This window comes from Promicromonospora sp. NPDC060204 (assembly GCF_042728455.1).
In the GTDB taxonomy this organism is placed as follows: Bacteria; Actinomycetota; Actinomycetes; order Actinomycetales; family Cellulomonadaceae; genus Promicromonospora.
In genome coordinates, this window is record NZ_JBHWZO010000131.1 from 1 (window position 1) to 17,396 (window position 17,396).

The window sequence follows — 17,396 nt, forward strand, 5'->3', positions numbered from 1 at the left end:
GGGCCGGGCCCTGGTCGAGCTGCCCCCCTGGTACGTGGCGGAGAACAAGTTCCGTTCGGCCCGCTACGGGCTGGACGCCACCGTGATCCTGGACGCCGAGGGCAACCAGGGGGCGCTCGTCGACGCGATCGGCAAGCTCCTGGTCGAGCTGGAGCCCGTGGCGCACCGGCTGGGCTGCGCGGCGGAGCTGGCCGGGGTGCGGGACATCCTCCGCACCGGGCCGTCGTACCGGCGGCAGGAGCGGGTCGCCGCCGCGCACGACGGCGACCTGGTGCCGGTTGTGCGCGCGATGCTGGAGGAGATGCGGACCGGCCGGCCGCTGCCCGCCTGACGCCGGCGCGCCGGGGGTCGGACGATGCGCGGGGTCAGACGACGCGCGGGGTCAGATGACCTGCGCGGCGTCGTCGAAGCTCAGGCGCGGGGCGCGGGGGCGGGTGGTGTCGGCGCCGTCGGCCGCGCTGACGTTGACGACGAGGAGGCCCTTCCAGCCGTTCTCGGCGAAGAACTCGGCGTCGATCTGGTCGTAGATCCCGTGCATCGGGCCGACGGCGAGGCCGGCGGCGCGCAGGCCGACGATCAGGTATCCGGCCTGGATGAGGGCGCTGGTGCGCGCCATCTCGGCGCGCGCCCCGGCGTCGCCGGCGAACATGTCGCGCGCGCCCGGCATGTGCGGGATCAGCCGGTCGAGGTGCTCGTGGAAGTCGGTGTCGTAGGCGAGCACGAGGGTGACGGGCGCGTTCCGGACGCGCTCCTGGTTGCCCTCGGGCACGCGGGCGACGAGGCGCTCCCGGGCCTCCGGCGTGCGGACGACGAGCATGCGCAGCGGGCTCGTGTTCATGGCCGTCGGGCCCCACTTGACGAGGTCGTAGACGGCGGCGAGCTGCTCGTCGGTCACCTCGGACTCGGCGAAGGTCGTGACGGTCCGCGCGGTGCGGAACAGGCGGTCGGCGGTCGCGTCGTCGATGGCGAGGCCCTGGGCCTCAAGAACGGTGTCGGTCATACGCGCGACAACAAGTTGCTTCAAGCGATAGTTCCAGATTCAACCGTGACGTCCCGCACGTCCGCGCGTCACACACCGCCCGGTTCCCCGCTCACCGGCCCCGGGGAACTAGGCTGGAGCACATGGCAGATCCACTGGTGCTCGGTATCGAGACCTCCTGCGACGAGACCGGCGTCGCGCTGGTCCGCGGAAACGACCTGCTGGTCGACGCGGTGGCCAGCTCGATGGAGGAGCACGCTCGCTACGGCGGAATCATCCCCGAGGTAGCCAGCAGGGCCCACCTCGAGGCGATGATCCCCACGATCCAGAAGGCCCTCGGCGAGGCCGACGTCGACCTGTCCGAGGTCGACGCCATCGCGGTCACCGCCGGGCCCGGGCTCGTCGGGCCGCTCACGATCGGCGCGTCCGCCGCGAAGGCCCTCGCCCTCGGCCTGAACAAGCCGCTGTACGGCGTGAACCACGTGATCGGCCACGCGTGCGTGGACCAGCTCGTGGACGGCCCCCTGCCGGAGCGGGCGATGGCGCTCGTGGTGAGCGGCGGGCACAGCTCGCTGCTGCTGGTGGACGACATCGCCACGAACGTCACCGAGCTCGGCTCCACGCTCGACGACGCCGCGGGCGAGGCCTTCGACAAGGTCGGCCGCCTGCTCGGCCTGCCCTACCCCGGCGGCCCGCACATCGACCGCCTCGCGCGCGAGGGCGACCCCACCGCCATCCGGTTCCCGCGCGGCCTCACGGCCGCGAAGGACCAGGCCAAGCACGCCTACGACTTCTCGTTCTCCGGCCTCAAGACGGCGGTGGCCCGCTGGGTCGAGGCCCGCACGGACGCCGGCCAGGAGATCCCGGTGCACGACGTCGCGGCGTCGTTCGCCGAGGCCGTCGCCGACGTGCTCACGGCCAAGACGATCGCCGCCTGCCACCGGCACGGCGTGGACACGCTCGTCGTCGGCGGCGGGTTCTCCGCCAACAGCCAGCTCCGTGACATGGCGGCCAAGCGCTGCGCCGAGGCCGGCATCGACCTGCGCATCCCGCCGATCCGCTACTGCACGGACAACGGCGCGATGATCGCGGCGCTCGGCTCCGCGGTGGTGCGCGCCGGGGTGGCCCCGAGCAACCTGGACATCCCGGTGGACTCGTCGATGCCGCTCACCACGATCACCGTCTGAGCCGGAGGTGAGCGCAGGCGGAGCGCCGAGGAACGAGGCGCACCGCCCGGAGCGAACCGCAGGCTCAGACGGCAGATAACACCGTCTGAGCCGGACCCCGGGCCGGGCACGGGACCGGGCGCTAGATCCAGCCGCGCCGCGCGGCCTCGGCGCCGGCGCGGAACCTGCTGGTCGCCCCGAGCGCGTCCATCAGGTCGCGCAGGCGGCGCCCGAGCGTCCGGACCGAGATGCCCAGCTCGCGGGCGATGACGTCGTCCTTGACCTCCGCCGTCAAGAGGGCGAGCAGCTCCCGCTCCTCCGCCGTCGGCCCGCGGTCGCTCCGCGAGCGCCCGGAGACCGGCCGCGGCTCGGGCGCGCCCTCGGACCGCCACTGGCGCAGCGGCTGGGCGCCCTCCCAGTAGCTCTCGAACATCAGGCACAGCGCCTCCACGAGGGGCGGCGACGCCGTGACCAGGGCCTCGGGGGTCTCCTCGGACAGGTTGAGCGAGACCAGGGCGAGGCGCCGGTCGATGATCGCGAGCTTGACCGGTACCGTCGCGGTCACCCGGGCCCGCTCCCCCATCGCGACGTCGCGGCGCACCCGGTCCAGCCGTCCCGGCAGGTCGAACGACGCCGCTCCGTAGACGGACCGCCAGACCACGCCCCGCGAGATCGCCAGGTCCTCCAGCGAGTCGGTGGGCGTGACCACGTACGGCGGCCGGTCGAAGGCCAGGAACTCCCCCTCCACCTCGTGCCCGAGGCGCCCGTACCAGTCGGCGATGTCGCTGTGCCCGGACACCAGGCGGGTCAGGGTCGGCGCGTCGGAACCGCGGCGCGCGTCCTCGAACACCGCGGCGAGCTCCGGGATGTGCTCGCGCAGCCGGTTGAGGTGCATGGTGTGGCCGTCGGTCAGGGCGCGGAGCGCGCTGCGGGGGTCGACGGCGGCGAAGCCGGCCGTGCCGTCGACGGGCAGCACCAGGCCCAGGTTCTCCAGCCGGTCCAGCCAGGCCGCGGCGACGGGCTGGTCCACCTCCGTGGCGGCGGCGAGCTGCGCCACGCTGGCCGAGCCGACCGACAGGAGGTGCCGGTAGGCGAGCTCCTGCGCCGGTTCGAGGCCCAGCACGGCGAACAACCCGGATGCAGTGTTGGCCCGACGTACCATGCGCGCGCTCCTCGTCCGCGACCGCGCACTTGCACGCGGGCGGTCGCCGACTCTATCAACGTGCATGAAGTTGGCGGGAGGTCGCTCGCACGGTTTCACCCCGGGCGCGGCCCGGACGACGCCCCGGCGTCGGGGTCCATGGCCCTACGCTGCGTCCCGTGTGGGTCAGAACACTGGAGAAGCTCGAGCCCGTCCCGGTCATCGACACGGCGCGGCGGCTGCGCGACCGCATCGGCGTGCGGTTCCCCGACCGCGGCATCCATCTCGTGGCCCAGGAGCTCGTGGCCCTGACCGAGCAGGTGGCGGACACGTCCGCCGGCACCCGCCGCCGCAGCCGGCTGGTACAGGCCGGGTCGCGCGTCCTGATCGCCCTCGTGGTGCTCGTGGCCGTGGTCGCGTTCGGCTTCGCCGTCGAGGCCGCGGGCACCGAAGCGCCGGACAACGGCCTGGACTGGCTGCCGCTCATCGAGAGCGCGGTGAACGACATCGTGTTCGTCGCGGTCGCCGTCGTGGTGCTGCACTCGGTGCCGCAGCGGGTGCAGCGCTCCGACCTGCTGGCCAAGCTGCACCGGCTGCGCTCCCTGGCGCACATCATCGACATGCACCAGCTGACCAAGGAGCCCGAGATCCTGCGGGACGCCTTCGCGGGCGAGGCGGAGCACAACGACGTCGACCTGACCCCCGAGCAGATCGAGTACTACCTGGAGTACTGCACCGAGCTGCTGTCGATCGTGGGCAAGGCGGCGGCGCTGTGCGCCGAGGAGTCGCAGGACGACATCGTGCTGAACACGGTCTCGACCATCGAGTCGCTGACGCTCGGCATGGCCCGCAAGGTGTGGCAGAAGATCCTGGTGCTCAACGAGGTCAGCCCCACGCCCTGACCCGGTCCGCGCGGGCCGGGCCGTCGCACCGGCGTCGCGCCGGACTCAGCCCACCGCGACGGGCCGCGACGGGTCGTTCGACCACTGCGACCACGAGCCCGGGTACAGGGCGGCGTCCACGCCGACGATCGCGAGGGCCGCCACCTCGTGCGACGCCGTGACTCCGGACCCGCAGTAGACGCCGACGGTCCCGCCGTCCGCGACTCCCAGCTCGCCGAAGCGCCGCTTCAGGTCCCCGGTCGGCAGGAACCGGCCGTCCGGCCCCAGGTTCTCGCTGGTCGGCGCGCTGACGGCGCCCGGCACGTGCCCGGCCTGCGGGTCCACGGGCTCCACCTCGCCGCGGTACCGCTCGGCGGCCCGGGCGTCCAGGAGCAGACCCGCGCCGTCCGCCAGCTCGGCGGCGGCGTCGGCGTCGAGCACGGGCATCCCGCCCGGCTGCACGACGACGTCGCCCGGCTCGGGCGTGACGTCACCCGGTTCGAGGGCGCGGCCCGCTGCCGTCCAGGCGGCGAGGCCGCCGTCGAGGATGCGGACGTCCTCGACGCCGAAGTACCGCAGGAGCCACCAGGCGCGGGCCGCCGACGTGCCGCCCACGGAGTCGTAGACGACGACGCGCGAGCCCGCCGAGACCCCCCAGCGGCGCGCGGCCTGCTGGAACGCCGACGCCGAGGGCAGCGGGTGCCGCCCGTCGGTGGGCGCCCCGTGCGCGGCCAGCTCCGTGTCCAGGTCCACGTACACGGCGCCCGGGACGTGGGCGGCACGGTACTGGTCGTGGCCGTCGGTCATGCCGAGCGCCCAGCGGACGTCGAGCACGACGGGCCGCCCCTCGACCGGGTCCGGGGCCGCGCTGACCTGCAGGTCGGCGGCCAGTGTGGCGGCGTCGACCAGAACTCGTTCCCTCATGCGGCGTCTCCTGCGGCGTCGTCGGGGGTGTCGGTCGGAGCGTCAACCGGCGACTCCAGCGGGGCGTCCGCCGTCGGGTGCTCCACCTCGGACAGGTCCAGGCGCATCGTGTACGCGTCGACGTCCTCAGGCTGGTAGTAGCGCTTGCGCACGCCCAGGATCTGGAAGCCGAAGTCCCGGTACATCTCGATCGCGGGCTGGTTGTCGACCCGCACCTCCAGCAGCACGGCCTCGGCCTTGACCTTGCGGGACCGCTCGATGAGCGCGTCCATGAGCTGCCGCCCCACGCCGTGGCGCTGGACGTCGGGGTCGACGCCGATCGTCATGATCTGCGTGACGTCGCCGTCGAACCACAGCCCCGCGTAGCCGACGACGGGCTGCTCCCCCGCGCGGTCGAGCCGCTCCGGCTCGGCCACGATGTACCAGCGGCCCAGGCCGGCGAGCTCGTCGGCGAGCATGCCGTAGGTCCAGGCGCCCCGGCCGAAGAGCTGTCGTTCGAGCTGCAGCACGCGGTCGAAGTCGGCGTTGCGCAGCGGGCGCAGACGCACCTCGGTGATCACGCGGCACCGCCGGCGGCGGCCGAGCCAGCTCCGGAGCTGGCGCCCGTGCCGGTGGGCGACCCCGGCTCGTGCACGTCCGGACGTCGCAGGTACAGCGGCTCGGTCGGCAGCTCCTCGCCCGCGGCGCGGCGGACGAGCGCCAGCCGGGCGAGCACGGTCGCGTCGGGGACGAGCGGGGCGTCGTCGGCCACGGGGAGGAACTCGGGGTAGAGCATCGCGCCCTCGCCGACCACGACGGGCAGCGGGGTGTCGCCGCCGTCCGGCGTCGGGAGCTGGCCCTGGGCCACGAAGCCGGCCCGGTCGACGTCCGGCCCGGCGGTCCGCTCCACGACGGGGACGCCGTGCGGCCCCTCGTGCGCGACCACGCGGTAACGCGCCCAGTAGACCTCCTTGCGGCGGGCGTCGGAGGTGGCCAGGATCTCCTGGCCCGCGCGCAGCCCGAGGTCGCTGACGGCCTGAACGGCCAGCGCGTCGAGGCTGGGCACGCCCAGCACCGGGATGCCGAGGGAGAGCGCGAGCGTGCGGGCGGTCACCAGCCCGACGCGCAGCCCCGTGAACGGGGCCGGCCCCGTACCGGCGACGACCGCTGTCAGGTCGGCGCGCTCGATCCCCGCCTCGTCGAGGATCTCGGAGATCAGGGGCGCGAGCGACTCGGCGTGCCTGCGACGCTCGTCGGAGGAGCGCGACGCTAGGCGCGCGCCCTCCTCGTCGACGAGCGAGACGGCGACGGCTGCTGAGGTATCGAGAGCTAGAACGGCCACGTGACCAGGGTATTACTGACCGACGGCGATGGCGGGAGCCTGTCCGTGTGCCGCGGAGCGCGGCGGCACCGTCAACGCTCGATCCGTCTAGCTTGCCGTGCGGACCGTTGCGCGCCTGGCCCGGTGGGGCCGTCCGGCGCCCCATTCGCGGTTACTGTCATGTAGGCCGTTGCGTTCGCATAGTCGAGCGTCTCGGACGAAAGGCTGACCGCCCGCCCAGTCGCCTCGGAAATCACTCGCATGAATTCCGCAACGTCTGCAATATCCCTCTCCGTGCGCACGCTTCGGGGATCGCCTTGAAAGTCAATGAGTGTTAACGAATAGAACTGAGTAGTCCACGACTGCCGACCCACCTGGACCGACAGGAGGTAATCCACGCTATCGCCTTCATTGAACATCTCGGGATCTAGATCGACGGGCACGTCGGAGTCATGATGTTTCATCCCGAGAATGAAACCACCCGCAGTGAGCCCTTCGATCGCGGCGACCCACTGCTCGTACGAAGCCGAGGTCACGAACACCTCGATCAGGCTGTCTTCCTGCATCTCCAGGCAATGCAGGAGGTTCAAATACTCCGAGCCTGTCGGCCCAAGCTTCTCCGACGGCTTCAGGACTCCCCGCTCCCGTCGATCATGACGACCAGCGGTACGGAGGCCTCGTCCAGATACTCGTGTCCCGGAAAATGTTCGACGTGCCAGTGGTAGCTTCCACTCGCAGATACCGCAAAATCCTCGATGTTCTCTGCGAGGAAAGCCATAGAATCCGAGTCCCCGCCGATCTCCAGGACGCCATCTGCAGGCACGTGGATCTTCACCTTGCCGACCGCTTGCCGAATCTCCATCCGGCGTAGCGCCGTCTCATACGGGTGCGGGTCCGGGTCTTCAAACAGGGAGAACGCGCTGTCGGCACTTCGCAGGTCTCGCGACAAGCGCAAGAATTCCTGTCCGGTTCCAGACAGCTCCAGCTCTCTGGTCGAAGCAGAGAACAACACCTTCAAGCCCGTCAGCTCCCACCATGTGCTCGCACGCTGCCGCTACCCGGCCGTGCTCCTGGTCAGTCAGCCCAGCAACGCCCCGAGGTCCACGCCGACCCACCGCGGGCCGATCGCGCGGATCGTCACCTTGCGCGTCCCCGCCTCCGGGTCCTCGGGCGCCTCCACGCCGGGGTCGAACGCCGGTGCAGCGCCCCGCGGCCGCTCCAGGTCGATCTCCAGGCGGTCGTCGGCGAGCGTCTCGGCGAGGCCGCGCCCCCACTCCACGACCGTCACGGAGTCCTCCAGGGAGGAGTCCAGGTCGAGCGCGTCGAGCTCGCCCAGCCCGCCGAGGCGGTAGGCGTCGACGTGCACCAGCCCGGGGCCGCGCGTGCCGTCCTCGCGCGGCAGGGGCGGGTGCTCGCGCGCCACGATGAAGGTGGGCGAGGCCACCTGCCCGCGCACGTTCAGCGCCGCGCCGATGCCCTGGGTCAGGGTCGTCTTGCCCGCGCCGAGGTCGCCGGTGAGGATCACCAGGTCCCCGGAGCGCAGCACCCCGGCGAGCGCTGCCCCGAAGGCGCGCGTCGTGTCGGCGTCGGGCAGCTCGATGACCACCGCCTCCGACGTCGAGATGTCGCCCGGTCCGTTCACTGCCCCGCTCACGCGGTCTCCCTTCCTGCCGTGCCCGCGTACACACGGGGCACGCGCGCGCCGAGGCGCGTCACGATCTCGTAGCTGATGGTGCCGGCGGCCTGAGCCCAGTCCTCGGCATTGGGCGCTCCGGCACGGGCGAGCCCGTCCGACGCCCCGAACAATGTGACCACGTCGCCGGCCTGCTCCGATGCGTACGGGCCGAGGTCGAGCATGATCTGGTCCATGCAGACCCGGCCCGCGACGCGCAGCACGCGGGCGGTGCCGAGGCCGGTCGCGGGTGCGGCGACGTCGTCCACACCACCGCCCACCAGGACCGGACCGCCCGGGCCGAGCGAACCGCCGGAGGCGTGCCGCGGGATCCCGTCCGAGTAGCCGAGCGGCACGACGCCGAGCACCGTGTCCTGCGGCGTGACGTAGAAGTGCCCGTAGGAGACGCCGTGGCCGGCCGGCACGCGCTTGACCGTGGCGAGCCGCGCCTCCAGCGTCATCGCCGGCCGTAGGCCGTAGTCGCCCGGCACGCCGAGCTGCGGCACCGGCGAGAGGCCGTAGACGGCGATCCCCGGGCGCACCAGGTCGTAGTGCGACGCCGGGTTGGTCAGGGTCGCCGCGGAGTTGGCGATGTGCCGCACCTCGAGGTCGATCCCGGCCGCCTCGACGGTGCGGACCGCCTCGTCGAAGACGTGGGTCTGCATCTTCACCGACGGGTCGTCGGGCTCGTCCGCGAGCGCGAAGTGCGACATGACGCCGACGACGGCGAGCGCGCCCTCCGCCTGCAGCGCCTGCGCACGGTCGAGGACGGCCGGCAGGTCGTCGGGCATGATCCCGTTGCGGCCCAGCCCGGTGTCGACCTTGAGGTGCACGCGGGCGGTGCGGCCCGCGACGCGGGCGCCGTCGGCCACCTCGTCGAGAGCCCAGGCCGCGGCGACGGCGACGTCGATGTCGTCGCGGACCAGGTCGGCCAGGGGGGCGCCGGGTGCGTAGAGCCAGGTCAGGATGCGTGGGCCGGCTCCGACGGCGGCGCGGATCGCGAGCGCCTCCGTGCTCTGCGCCGCCCCCAGCCAGGTCGCGCCGCCCGCGAGCGCCGCCCGGGCCGCGGGGGCCAGGCCGTGCCCGTACGCGTCGGCCTTGACGACGGCCATGACCTGGGCGGTCGGGGCGGTCGTCCGCAGGGCGCGCACGTTGTCGCGGATCGCGTCGAGGTCGACGACCGCGCGGGCGGGATAGTCGGGGGCGGTACTCATCGCACCGATTCTTGCACCTGTCAGATCCTGGCGGACGTGTTCGGGGGTGTCCGGGAGGCCCATTCGCTGAGCAGCCGGCGGGACTCGAAGCGGCGCGGCAGCCCGGACAGCGGGTCCGTGAGCTCCAGGGAGCGGGACAGGAGCTGGAGCGGCCGGTCGAAGTCGTCGGGGTCGGCGGCGCGGAGCTGGGGCCAGAACGGGTCGTGCAGGATCGGCAGGCCGAGCGACGCCATGTGCAGCCGAAGCTGGTGCGTCTTGCCGGTGTGCGGCTCCAGGCGGTACAGGCCGAGGCCCCGGGTCTCGTCGACGGCGGAGAGCGTGATCAGCGACTCGGCGTTCGGCTCCCCCGGCACCTCCTCGGCGCGCGTGACGCCGCGCCGCTTCACGATGCGGCTGCGCAGGGTGACGGGCTCGCCCACGGCCAGGCGCCCGTCGGACGGCGGCAGCGGCGCCACCGCCTCGTACACCTTGCGCACCTCGCGGCGGGCGAACGCCTCCTGGTAGGCGCCGCGCACCTCGGGCCGCACCGTGAGCACGAGCACGCCGGCGGTTCCGCGGTCGAGCCGGTGGGCCGGGGAGAGCTCGGGCAGGTCGAGGGCGACCCGGAGCCGCACGAGCGCCGTCTCCCGCACCCACCGACCGCGCGGCATCGTCGCCAGGAAGTGCGGCTTGTCCACGACCAGCAGGTTCTCGTCCCGGTGGAGCACCTCGGGCTCGAACGGGATGCGGTCCTCGTGGGCGGGCGGGTCGCGGTACAGGTAGAGGAACCCGCGCGGCTCGTACGGCGTCGTCGGCGTGAGGGGTTCGCCGTGCCCCGTGACGACCTCGCCCAGGGCGAGCTTCTCGCGCAGCCGCTCCTCGTCGTCGGGGAACCGGTCCAGCAGGTAGTCGAGCGCGTACGGGAACCGCACGACGACGTCGGGGTCGTGCGGCAGCACGATCCGCGTGGGGTTGAGCCCGTCCCGCACGGGCAGCGGGGGCCGGTGCTTGGCGGGGCCGGGCGTGCGGTTCACGCCGTCAACCTAACCCGGCGGGTCCCTGCTCGTACGCGGAGGACCGCGGAGGGTTCCGTTGACCCGGACAACGGGTGGAAGATGTCCGGGTGACCCTCTACGACATTCCCTTCCACACGATGGACGGCGCCGAGATCTCGCTGGCCGACCACAAGGAGGACGTCGTCCTCGTGGTGAACGTGGCCTCGCGGTGCGGCCTGGCCCCGCAGTACGAGACCCTCGAGAAGCTGCAGAAGAAGTACCAGGACCGGGGTTTCACGGTGCTGGGCTTCCCCAGCAACCAGTTCCTGCAGGAGCTGAGCTCGAACGAGAAGATCGCCGAGTTCTGCTCTATGACGTACGGCGTCACGTTCCCCGTGCTCGACAAGGTCCGGCTGAACGGGCGCCACGCGCACCCGCTCTACGTCGAGCTCAAGAAGACGGAGGACGCCACGGGACACTCGGGCAAGATCCGCTGGAACTTCGAGAAGTTCCTGGTGCTGCCCGGGGGCGACGTGCGTCGCTACGCGCCGAAGACCCTGCCGGACGACCCGGCGATCATCGACGAGATCGAGGCGCACCTGCCCCGCTGACCGGCCTCACGAGCTCTCGCCCGCCGCGAGCGTGAGCCGCATCGCGACCGGCACCACGTCCGAGGCGTCCCCGAGCCAACCGGTCCAGACCCTGGTCAGGCCCAGCTCCCGTCCCGGTTCCGGCTCCACCGGCGTCAGCCGGTACCGGGTCACGAGCGGCAGGGCCGTGAGCTCGTTGACCGTAAGTATCTCGATGACCAGCACGTCGACCCGGTCCAGGCCGAAGGCGAGCCAGTCCTGTTCCACCCGCAGCGAGAGCGTGTCGAGCGCCGAGAGGCGGGACATCACCGCGCTGAATGCTGTGTTCGTCATGCACCCTTGACGCACGAACCGCACCGAGGTCACAGCACTTCGGGAAAATGTTGCACGGCAATTTTCGCCCGCTCCCGTGCAGGTCCGGGACGCAAATCTCAGCGGTGGTGCCCGGGGTGAAGTGGAGCCGTACTCTGGGGCAATGGTCGAGAACCGGTTCCGGCAGGCCACGCCCGAGGACGCGCAGGCGCTCCTGGACGTGGAGCGCGCCGCTGGGATCGCGGCGCTGGGCCACATCTTCCCGCCGGGCATGTACCCGTTCCCGTCCGAAGAGGTGCTGGCCAAGTGGCAGGCGGCGCTCGTCGAGCCGGGCGTCCGCGTCCACGTCCTGGACGACGCCGACCGCGCCCGCCTGGCCTGTTTCGTCGCCCACGACGAGCGGCTGTTGCGGCACCTCGCGGTGCATCCGTCGCACTGGGGCAGCGGCCTGGCCCGGGCCGCCATGGACGTCGCGGTCGCCGAGATGGACGACCCCCGGCTGTGGTGCCTCGCCGACAACGACCAGGCGATCGGCTTCTACGAGCATCTCGGCTGGCACCGCACGGGCCGCCGCAAGACCTCGGACTACGCGCCGTTCCCGGACGAGATCGAGATGGTCCTGCCCCACGAGTGACGCGGGACTACAGCTCCACCAGCCCCGCCCGGTAGCCCAGCACCACGGCCTGCGTCCGGTCGCGCGCCTGCAGCTTGGCCAGCACGGACGCCACGTGCGTGCGCACCGTCTCGACGCCGACCACGAGCGCCGTCGCGATCTCCGCGTTCGTCATGCCCTGCGCCACCAGCGCCAGCACCTCCCGCTCGCGCGGCGTCAGCGTAGGCGCGCCCGCCGTCGCGCGCGGGCGCGTGCGCACCAGGTCGCGCAGTGCCTGCGGGTACAGCAGGCTCTGCCCGACGGCGACGGTGCGGACCGCCTGCACCATCTCGTCGGCCCCGGCGCGCTTGAGCAGGAACCCCGACGCCCCGGCCGTGAGCGCGTCGAGCACGTAACCGTCGTGCTCGAACGTGGTCACCACGAGCACCCGGGGCGGCTGCGGCAGCCGGAGCACCAGCTCGGTCGCACGCAGGCCGTCGACGCCCGGCATCCGCACGTCCATGCAGACGACGTCGGGCCGCAGGCTCCGCGCCAGCTCGACCGCCCGCGCGCCGTCGCCCGCCTCCCCCACCACCTCCAGGTCGGGCTCCGCGTCGAGGATGAGGCGCAGGCCGCTACGGACGAGCGGCTCGTCGTCGGCGAGGAGCACCCGCACGGGGACGTCAGGCATCGGGTTCCTTCCGGTCGGGGCGGACGGCGGGACGGACGCCGCGCGGGTCGACGGCGGACGGGCCGGCGGCGGAACCGCCGGGATCTCCCGCCGCCGGCGCCCAGGGCAGCGTCGCACGGAGCACCCAGCGGTCGCCGTCAGGCCCCGCCTCGGCCGTGCCGCCGAACAGCGCGACCCGCTCCCGGACGCCGGCCAGGCCGCGCCCGCCGGACCGCCCGCCGGCCGAGCGCCCGGACGCCGGAACCCGGCCCGGGCGCCCGCCTGCGCGCACAGGGTTCACCGCCTCGATCAGCACCCGCTCGCCGTCCTGCCCCACGCTGAGCCGCACGGGTCCGGGCCCGCCGTGCCGGTGCGCGTTGGTGAGCGCCTCGGTGACGATCCGCTGCACCGTGCGGCCCAGCAAGGCGGGCAGCCCGGCCGGCAGGTCGACGGTCGCGCTCAGGTCGAGGCCGGCGCGGCGGTGGGCCTGCACGACGTCGTCCAGGGCGGGCGCGAGCGCCAGGGGCACGGCGTCGTCGGCGTTGTCCCGCAGGACGGCCAGGAGCTGGTCGAGCTCGGCGAGCGCCGACCGGGCCGTGTCCTCGATGGCCGCGAGCGCCTCGGCGGCCGCATCGGGGTTGGCCGCGACGACGCGCCGTCCCGCCGCCGCCTGCACGCTGACGACGGTCAGGGCGTGACCGATGCCGTCGTGCAGCTCGCGCGCGAGGCGGGTGTGCTCGGCCTCGCGGTGGGCGCGGGCGAGCGCGGTCTCCATCCGGTCGTGCGCGGTGGGGCCGAGCACCCGCCCGGCGAGGGTGGAGGCCGCCGCCCCCAGCGGCCAGGTGGCCGCGAGCGCCAGCAGCCCGACGACGGCGCACGCCGCTAGCCGCAGCACCGCCTCGACCGCGCTGGTCGGCAGCGGGAACCCGGACCCGAACGGGCGCCCGGCCACCGTCTCGACGGCGATCAGCACCGCGCCGGGGAGCACGGCGAACAGGCAGACGGCGACGAGCATCCCGGTCACCAGGTGCAGCACCACCCAGCCCGCGGTCCGGATCCGGTGGGCGAGCCGCGGCCGGGCCGGGACCACGAGCTCTGCGTCGACGTCGAGCAGGGCGCGGGCGGCCGTGACCTCCAGCTCCCGGGCGCCCGGGACCAGGCCGAGCCCGACGGCGGCGGCGACCGCCACGACGACGACCACCCACGCGGGCGGCTCCGTGACCGCGGAGAACAGCAGGCTGTACACGAGCAGCACGAGGGCCAGCCCGATCGCCGCGCCGAGCATGTGCCAGGCGAACCGCCGGGCGAGGTACCGCGCGAGGTGCCGCGTCGTCGCCTGCATGCCGTCATCCTCTCCGGTCGCCGGGGCCGCCCGCCAGGTCATACGGCGGCGACGCGGTCCCGGCCCGCCGCGCCGGGTTCGAGCCCTGCCGTCGAGTCGGCGTCGCTGCGGTCGGCCTCGACCCGGTGCGCCACGTAGCCCCAGACCGCGAGCGCCAGGGCCGGGCCCCAGTACCAGCAGGGGAAGATGATCGCGCCCCACACGCCCTGGGCCAGGGACTGCTCGCCGAACATGATCAGCATGGGGACGGCCGTGAACGTCACGGTCGCCGCGATCAGGCCGCCGGGCACGGCGGCCGCGGCGATCGGTACCCGGCGTCCCGCCAGGCCCGGCATCCACCGCGGGAACACCTCGCCCCACGGCCGGATCAGGCCGATCGTGAGGAACACGCCGAGCCAGGCGCCGCTGGACAGCGTCAGGCCCCAGATCCGCGTGGACAGGTCCAGGCCCTCACCGAACTGGGGCCACGGGGTGAGCCAGCTCAGCCGCACCAGGGCGTAGGGGAGCGGGCCGGTCGCGGCCACGATGGTGATGGCCCGGCGGTGCCGCACGACCCAGGCGGTCGCGCGCTCCATGGCGGACGTGCCGGCGAGCGCCTGGACGCCGACGACGGCCCAGAGGCTCCCGACGGCGATGAACAGCAGGGCGGCGACCAGCACGGTCTGCTGGGCGGCAAGCCCCGTGCCCAGCAGGGCCGCGATGCCCGCGAGCGCGTCGCGCGCGAGGAAACCGCCCACGGCGAGCGCGGCCAGGAGTGGCACCCCGACGGCCCAGCGCGCCACCCGGTACCGGCGCACGACCTGGACGAGCAGCACCACGATCGCGACGGGCATCGCCATCGCGACGAGGTAGCCCACGGTGGACAGCGTGCCCGCGCTCTGCAGCACCAGGCCGAACACGAGCAGCTGCAGCGCGGCCGCCCCGACCCGTCCCCGCGCGCCGAGGGCGCCGGCGAGAGCCGCGATCCCGGTCGCCACCCCGGCCAGGGCGGCGACGGTGTGCACGGTGGTCACGACGTCGGGTCGGACGAAGCGGGCCAGGAGCGCGGTGTCCGCGCCGTCGTACAGGGTGGGCAGGAGCCCGGACATCCAGGCGATGCCGAGCAGCGCCGCGGCGCCGCTGGCGATGGTGGCGCCGAGGAGCGTGGCGCGGGTGAGGCGTGACATGACAGTTCCCTCCGGTCGGTGGTGCGGTGTGCGTCCACGCTCCCGTCCGCGGCCCGGGTCGCCCCTCCCCCGGTCGGGGGAATTCCGCTGGTGGACGGGGGATCTCCCGGGCTACGTTCGCCGGCATGACGTTCGAGGAGCAGATCGCCGAGGGAGCCGCCGTCCCCACCGACGGCTGGGACTTCTCGTGGTTCACGGGCCGGGCCACCGAGGAGCGCCCCGGGTGGGGCTACGTGCAGCTGTGCGGCGAGCGCCTGGGTCGCGCCGACGCAGCCCTCGACGTCGACACGGGCGGCGGCGAGGTCTTCGCCGAGGCCCTCTCACGGGCGGGCCGCGTGCCCGGCGTCGTCCGCGCCGTCGAGGGCTGGGCGCCCAACCACCGGCTGGCCTCCGCAGCGCTGGCGCCGTTCGGCGGCGTGGTCACCCTGGTTGACGACGGCGCCGCACCGCTCCCCTACGACGACGGCGCGTTCGACCTCGTGCTGAGCCGCCACCCCGTCTCGTTCCCGTACGCCGAGGCCGCGCGGGTGCTGGCGCCCGGCGGCACGCTGCTGGTCCAGGAGGTGGGCGCGGGCTCGAACCGCGAGCTGTACGAGTTCCTGATGGGGCCGCAGGCGAACGACGACGCCGGGTACGTGGAGCGGCTGCGCGGGCGGGTGACCGACGCCGGGCTGGACGTGGTGGACCTGCGGGACGCGCGGACCCGGGTGGAGTTCTTCGACCTGGCGGCGGTCGTGCACTTCCTGCGCAAGGTCCTGTGGACGGTGCCCGACTTCGACGTCGAGCGCTACAGCGACCGCCTACGCGCCCTGTACGAACACATCGCGGAGCAGGGGTCCTTCGTCTGCCACAGCCGCCGCACCCTGGTCGAGGCCCGAAAGCCTTGACTAACCGGCTGACTCGCGGGTCCGGATTCGCCGAGTCAGCCGGCTGGTCGGACCACCCCGCTGACTCGGCGGGACAGGGACGGCGGGTCAGTCGGCCGGGTGCGCGTCCGGCTTTCCGTTCACCTTCTCGCGGGCCGACGGCGGGTCGACGCGCTGCGCCGTCAGGTCGCGCGGCGTCAGCGTGAACCCCTGCCAGTGCATCTCCATGGGGCTCTGGTCCTCGTCGCGCGCCACGTGGTGGAAGCCGACGGCGACCCACGTGACGACGTCGGACAGCTCCGCCTCGTCCTGCGCGAAGTCGAGAACGCCCGACCCGCAGGACCCCTCCTTGTTGGCCGTCGCGTAGAGCTGGCAGTCGTCCGCCTCGGTGAACGCGATCGCGTAGCCGCCGTCGTCGCCGCCCGCCGGGCCGTCGTGGTGGTGGTCCTGGGTGAGCTGGAAGGGCGTCGTCGCCCCCAGCTCGACCTGGTATGAGATCTCGTGCCCGTCCGCGTTGAGCACGTCGGGGTTGACCACGCGCCACCAGCGCCGGTCGGCCGCCGTGGCAGTGCCCTCGCGCGGGATCCGGGTCAGGGCCCCCTCGACCAGCGGCGCCCGCGGGCCCACCTCGCCGGTCGGCGCGGCGTCGTACTGCTCCACCACCTGGCCGCCCTGCCCGCCGAGCGCCCAGTGCACCCGCCAGACGGCGTTGTGGGAGTGGCTCGTGGCGTAGTCCGTGTCGCCGGGGCCGACGGGCCAGCCGTGCGCCGGGTCGTCCCCGTAGTCCTCGGGCGACAGGTCGCCGGTCGCGCCCAGGTCGGACCGGATGCTGCCGTCGCCGCCGAACGTGTACTGGCTGACGTACTCGTACCAGCCGACCTTCGAGATCGTGGAGAGCCGCAGGTCCGTGCCGCGGGCCACCTCGGTGCCCGTCGTGTCGCCGCTGCGGTACGCGATCCCGCCGTCGACCACCTCCTGGCACAGCACGGCGCGGCGCTCACCGCCGCCGCCCATCGAGCCGTCGCCGATCTTCGGCACGTACGTCTCGAGCCGTTCGCCCAGGCACTCCGGCTCGGTGAGCGTCATGATGTGGCTGCCGCCGAAGCCCTGGGTCGTGATGTCCTCGGTGTTGCGCAGGCCGGTGTCGTACGGCACTTCGAGCTGCCCGATGGACAGCTCGGCGAGCACCTGCACCGGCTCGTCGCCGGCGGGCGTGAAGTGCACGTCGTCGAGCACCAGCCCGCGGCTGGCGTCGATCCGCCAGCACATGGTCCACGTGGAACCGCTGAGCAGCTGCTCCGTGACCGGTTCGTTCTCCGCGCACCGCACGTGCGCGCTGCCCGACGCCCGCGAGTCCTCGCCCCGCGGGGCCGGCGCGGCAGGCAGAGCCTGTTCCACCACCGTGATCGCGGCCACGACGAGCGCGACGATGGCGGTCGCCGCGACGATCGCCGGTATCAACCTGCGCCTGGACGACACCTCGCGCACGATTCCCCCCATCTCGGTTCCCGGCCCCCTGCGGGCCCTGACAGGACCGGCCCGGTGCGACGGTGATCGTGATCACCACCCGCGGCCGTCTCGGCCACGGCCCGGCCGTCCCGCCGGAC

General features: G+C 73.4%; 20 protein-coding genes and 1 pseudogene. 6 read left to right on the forward strand and 15 right to left on the reverse strand.

Features of this window, described 5'->3' with window-relative positions; genetic code table 11:
• A pseudogene (locus ACFWEJ_RS16855) lies at positions 1–331 on the forward strand (carboxylate--amine ligase); the annotation flags it as partial.
• Between the two features lie 51 nt (positions 332–382).
• Here ACFWEJ_RS16855 and ACFWEJ_RS16860 read toward each other — a convergent pair.
• Complete coding sequence (locus ACFWEJ_RS16860; RefSeq protein WP_377230365.1) at positions 383–1,000, reverse strand: malonic semialdehyde reductase; 618 nt, start codon at positions 998–1,000, stop codon at positions 383–385.
• 122 nt (positions 1,001–1,122) lie between these two features.
• Here ACFWEJ_RS16860 and tsaD point away from each other — a divergent pair, with 122 nt between their 5' ends.
• Entirely contained in the window at positions 1,123–2,166 is a 1,044-nt protein-coding gene (gene tsaD / locus ACFWEJ_RS16865; RefSeq protein ID WP_377230366.1) for a tRNA (adenosine(37)-N6)-threonylcarbamoyltransferase complex transferase subunit TsaD, read from the forward strand.
• Positions 2,167–2,287: 121 nt separating this feature from the next.
• On the opposite strand, the gene ACFWEJ_RS16870 is transcribed toward tsaD, so the two are convergent.
• Positions 2,288–3,307 (reverse strand): hypothetical protein, encoded by a 1,020-nt coding sequence (locus ACFWEJ_RS16870; RefSeq protein WP_377230367.1) that lies wholly within the window; start codon positions 3,305–3,307, stop codon positions 2,288–2,290.
• A 158-nt stretch (positions 3,308–3,465) separates the two neighbouring features.
• Here ACFWEJ_RS16870 and ACFWEJ_RS16875 point away from each other — a divergent pair, with 158 nt between their 5' ends.
• A complete protein-coding gene (locus tag ACFWEJ_RS16875; protein ID WP_377230368.1) occupies positions 3,466–4,188 on the forward strand; it encodes a hypothetical protein in 723 nt (240 codons plus the stop codon).
• 45 nt (positions 4,189–4,233) lie between these two features.
• On the opposite strand, the gene ACFWEJ_RS16880 is transcribed toward ACFWEJ_RS16875, so the two are convergent.
• The 8 genes from ACFWEJ_RS16880 to ACFWEJ_RS16915 form a co-directional block, all read right to left on the reverse strand.
• On the reverse strand, positions 4,234–5,091 hold the full coding sequence (locus tag ACFWEJ_RS16880; protein WP_377230369.1) for a sulfurtransferase: 858 nt from the start codon (positions 5,089–5,091) through the stop codon (positions 4,234–4,236).
• Complete coding sequence (rimI, locus tag ACFWEJ_RS16885; protein WP_377230370.1) at positions 5,088–5,651, reverse strand: ribosomal protein S18-alanine N-acetyltransferase; 564 nt, start codon at positions 5,649–5,651, stop codon at positions 5,088–5,090. The genes ACFWEJ_RS16880 and rimI overlap by 4 nt, the downstream gene beginning before the upstream one ends.
• The gene (gene tsaB, locus ACFWEJ_RS16890; RefSeq protein ID WP_377230371.1) at positions 5,648–6,412 is read right to left on the reverse strand and encodes a tRNA (adenosine(37)-N6)-threonylcarbamoyltransferase complex dimerization subunit type 1 TsaB; all 765 of its coding nucleotides are present in this window, start codon (positions 6,410–6,412) and stop codon (positions 5,648–5,650) included. Before tsaB ends, rimI begins: the two co-directional genes overlap by 4 nt.
• A 71-nt stretch (positions 6,413–6,483) precedes the next feature.
• A complete protein-coding gene (locus ACFWEJ_RS16895; RefSeq protein WP_377230372.1) occupies positions 6,484–6,981 on the reverse strand; it encodes a hypothetical protein in 498 nt (165 codons plus the stop codon).
• 38 nt (positions 6,982–7,019) lie between these two features.
• Positions 7,020–7,409, reverse strand: a complete 390-nt coding sequence (locus tag ACFWEJ_RS16900) for a hypothetical protein (RefSeq protein WP_377230373.1) — start codon at positions 7,407–7,409, stop codon at positions 7,020–7,022.
• Between the two features lie 60 nt (positions 7,410–7,469).
• Positions 7,470–8,045 (reverse strand): tRNA (adenosine(37)-N6)-threonylcarbamoyltransferase complex ATPase subunit type 1 TsaE, encoded by a 576-nt coding sequence (tsaE, locus tag ACFWEJ_RS16905; RefSeq protein WP_377230374.1) that lies wholly within the window; start codon positions 8,043–8,045, stop codon positions 7,470–7,472.
• The gene (alr, locus tag ACFWEJ_RS16910; protein WP_377230375.1) at positions 8,042–9,277 is read right to left on the reverse strand and encodes an alanine racemase; all 1,236 of its coding nucleotides are present in this window, start codon (positions 9,275–9,277) and stop codon (positions 8,042–8,044) included. Before alr ends, tsaE begins: the two co-directional genes overlap by 4 nt.
• 20 nt (positions 9,278–9,297) lie before the next feature.
• Entirely contained in the window at positions 9,298–10,290 is a 993-nt protein-coding gene (locus ACFWEJ_RS16915) for a pseudouridine synthase (RefSeq protein ID WP_377230376.1), read from the reverse strand.
• Between the two features lie 89 nt (positions 10,291–10,379).
• On the opposite strand from ACFWEJ_RS16915, the gene ACFWEJ_RS16920 reads away from it, so the two are divergent.
• Complete coding sequence (locus tag ACFWEJ_RS16920) at positions 10,380–10,862, forward strand: glutathione peroxidase (protein ID WP_377230377.1); 483 nt, start codon at positions 10,380–10,382, stop codon at positions 10,860–10,862.
• A 6-nt stretch (positions 10,863–10,868) separates the two neighbouring features.
• Here the strand turns inward: ACFWEJ_RS16920 and ACFWEJ_RS16925 are convergent, their stop codons facing one another.
• Positions 10,869–11,174 carry a hypothetical protein gene (locus ACFWEJ_RS16925; RefSeq protein ID WP_377230378.1) on the reverse strand — a complete coding sequence of 102 codons (306 nt, stop codon included), beginning with the start codon at positions 11,172–11,174 and terminating at the stop codon, positions 10,869–10,871.
• 142 nt (positions 11,175–11,316) lie between these two features.
• Here ACFWEJ_RS16925 and ACFWEJ_RS16930 point away from each other — a divergent pair, with 142 nt between their 5' ends.
• A complete protein-coding gene (locus ACFWEJ_RS16930; protein WP_377230379.1) occupies positions 11,317–11,787 on the forward strand; it encodes a GNAT family N-acetyltransferase in 471 nt (156 codons plus the stop codon).
• Between the two features lie 7 nt (positions 11,788–11,794).
• Here ACFWEJ_RS16930 and ACFWEJ_RS16935 read toward each other — a convergent pair whose 3' ends face one another.
• From ACFWEJ_RS16935 to ACFWEJ_RS16945, 3 genes are read right to left on the reverse strand one after another with little or no spacing between them, the layout of a single operon-like run.
• On the reverse strand, positions 11,795–12,436 hold the full coding sequence (locus ACFWEJ_RS16935; RefSeq protein WP_377230380.1) for a response regulator: 642 nt from the start codon (positions 12,434–12,436) through the stop codon (positions 11,795–11,797).
• On the reverse strand, positions 12,429–13,757 hold the full coding sequence (locus ACFWEJ_RS16940) for a sensor histidine kinase (RefSeq protein WP_377230381.1): 1,329 nt from the start codon (positions 13,755–13,757) through the stop codon (positions 12,429–12,431). Before ACFWEJ_RS16940 ends, ACFWEJ_RS16935 begins: the two co-directional genes overlap by 8 nt.
• A 38-nt stretch (positions 13,758–13,795) precedes the next feature.
• On the reverse strand, positions 13,796–14,923 hold the full coding sequence (locus tag ACFWEJ_RS16945) for a hypothetical protein (protein ID WP_377230382.1): 1,128 nt from the start codon (positions 14,921–14,923) through the stop codon (positions 13,796–13,798).
• Positions 14,924–15,048: 125 nt separating this feature from the next.
• Here ACFWEJ_RS16945 and ACFWEJ_RS16950 point away from each other — a divergent pair, with 125 nt between their 5' ends.
• The gene (locus ACFWEJ_RS16950; protein WP_377230383.1) at positions 15,049–15,810 is read left to right on the forward strand and encodes a class I SAM-dependent methyltransferase; all 762 of its coding nucleotides are present in this window, start codon (positions 15,049–15,051) and stop codon (positions 15,808–15,810) included.
• Positions 15,811–15,897: 87 nt separating this feature from the next.
• Here ACFWEJ_RS16950 and ACFWEJ_RS16955 read toward each other — a convergent pair whose 3' ends face one another.
• Positions 15,898–17,289 carry a copper amine oxidase gene (locus ACFWEJ_RS16955; RefSeq protein WP_377230384.1) on the reverse strand — a complete coding sequence of 464 codons (1,392 nt, stop codon included), beginning with the start codon at positions 17,287–17,289 and terminating at the stop codon, positions 15,898–15,900.
• Between the last annotated feature and the right edge of the window lie 107 nt (positions 17,290–17,396).

Excerpts from the sequence above, each read along its gene's own strand:
- ACFWEJ_RS16860 (WP_377230365.1), bottom strand. The coding sequence starts at position 1,000 with ATGACCGACACCGTTCTTGAGGCCCAGGGCCTCGCCATCGACGACGCG.
- ACFWEJ_RS16880 (WP_377230369.1), bottom strand. The coding sequence starts at position 5,091 with ATGAGGGAACGAGTTCTGGTCGACGCCGCCACACTGGCCGCCGACCTG.
- ACFWEJ_RS16950 (WP_377230383.1), top strand. The coding sequence starts at position 15,049 with ATGACGTTCGAGGAGCAGATCGCCGAGGGAGCCGCCGTCCCCACCGAC.
- alr (WP_377230375.1), bottom strand. The coding sequence starts at position 9,277 with ATGAGTACCGCCCCCGACTATCCCGCCCGCGCGGTCGTCGACCTCGAC.
- ACFWEJ_RS16925 (WP_377230378.1), bottom strand. The coding sequence starts at position 11,174 with ATGACGAACACAGCATTCAGCGCGGTGATGTCCCGCCTCTCGGCGCTC.
- ACFWEJ_RS16935 (WP_377230380.1), bottom strand. The coding sequence starts at position 12,436 with ATGCCTGACGTCCCCGTGCGGGTGCTCCTCGCCGACGACGAGCCGCTC.
- ACFWEJ_RS16945 (WP_377230382.1), bottom strand. The coding sequence starts at position 14,923 with ATGTCACGCCTCACCCGCGCCACGCTCCTCGGCGCCACCATCGCCAGC.
- ACFWEJ_RS16955 (WP_377230384.1), bottom strand. The coding sequence starts at position 17,289 with ATGGGGGGAATCGTGCGCGAGGTGTCGTCCAGGCGCAGGTTGATACCG.
- ACFWEJ_RS16940 (WP_377230381.1), bottom strand. The coding sequence starts at position 13,757 with ATGCAGGCGACGACGCGGCACCTCGCGCGGTACCTCGCCCGGCGGTTC.
- tsaD (WP_377230366.1), top strand. The coding sequence starts at position 1,123 with ATGGCAGATCCACTGGTGCTCGGTATCGAGACCTCCTGCGACGAGACC.
- ACFWEJ_RS16930 (WP_377230379.1), top strand. The coding sequence starts at position 11,317 with ATGGTCGAGAACCGGTTCCGGCAGGCCACGCCCGAGGACGCGCAGGCG.
- ACFWEJ_RS16870 (WP_377230367.1), bottom strand. The coding sequence starts at position 3,307 with ATGGTACGTCGGGCCAACACTGCATCCGGGTTGTTCGCCGTGCTGGGC.